This is a genomic window from Neisseria sp. P0001.S005, assembly GCF_051963715.1.
Genome location: NZ_JBQCTZ010000466.1, coordinates 1 through 769 on the forward strand (window position 1 = coordinate 1; position 769 = coordinate 769).

2 protein-coding genes are annotated in these 769 nt (G+C 47.7%); both read right to left on the minus strand.

From position 1 onward, the window contains the following. Positions 1–380, minus strand: a 380-nt coding sequence (locus ACTHSP_RS21085; protein WP_440346893.1) for an NAD(P)-dependent oxidoreductase, incomplete at its 3' end; no start/stop codon positions are given. Between the two features lie 61 nt (positions 381–441). Next, complete coding sequence (locus ACTHSP_RS21090) at positions 442–735, minus strand: putative quinol monooxygenase (RefSeq protein WP_049329574.1); 294 nt, start codon at positions 733–735, stop codon at positions 442–444. Between the last annotated feature and the right edge of the window lie 34 nt (positions 736–769).

Here is a 769-nt window from a genome sequence, read left to right on the forward strand (position 1 = left end):
GCGATCATGATAACGTCGAGGTCGGCGCGAGGTACGATTTGGTTGTAGTGTACGTTGAAGCCGTGGGCAAACGCCAATACTGCGCCTTCTTTCAAGTTAGGCTCGATTTCGTTTTTGTATACGATAGGTTGGTTTTCGTCAGGCAACAGAATCATTACAACGTCGGCTGCTTTGGTTGCTTCAGCAACGGTGCGCACGTCGTGGCCGGCTGCTTCGGCTTTTTTCCAAGAGCCGCCTTGGCGCAGACCGATTACGACATTTACGCCGGAATCTTTCAGGTTTGCTGCGTGTGCGTGACCTTGTGAACCGTAACCGATGATGGCAACGGTTTTGCCTTTGATCAGAGAAAGGTCAGCGTCTTTATCGTAATAAACTTGCATTTTATTTCCTTAGTGTAAGAGGGTTCCGGATAATCCGGGTTGAGTTAAAAGTAATAGGGGTTTAAGCGGGGACTTGGTTCATCAAGACGATTTCCAATGCTTCGGTTTTTCCTTCGATGGATTTGACGAAGTTTTGGAAATGTTCGCTGGCATTGTGTTCGTCAATAGCTGCTTGGGATTTCCAGCTTTCTACGAATACGAAACGGTTGGGTTTGCCGATTTCTTGGTGCAGGTCGTAGCTGATGTTGCCTTCTTCTGCACGGCTGGCTTTGACCAAGTCTTTAAACTGGGCAGCCAGAGCCTCGGTGTATTCGGGTTTGACGGTAACTAATGCAACGATTTGGATGCTTGACATATTTGTCTCCTACTGTTTTTCAGACGGCCTTTGT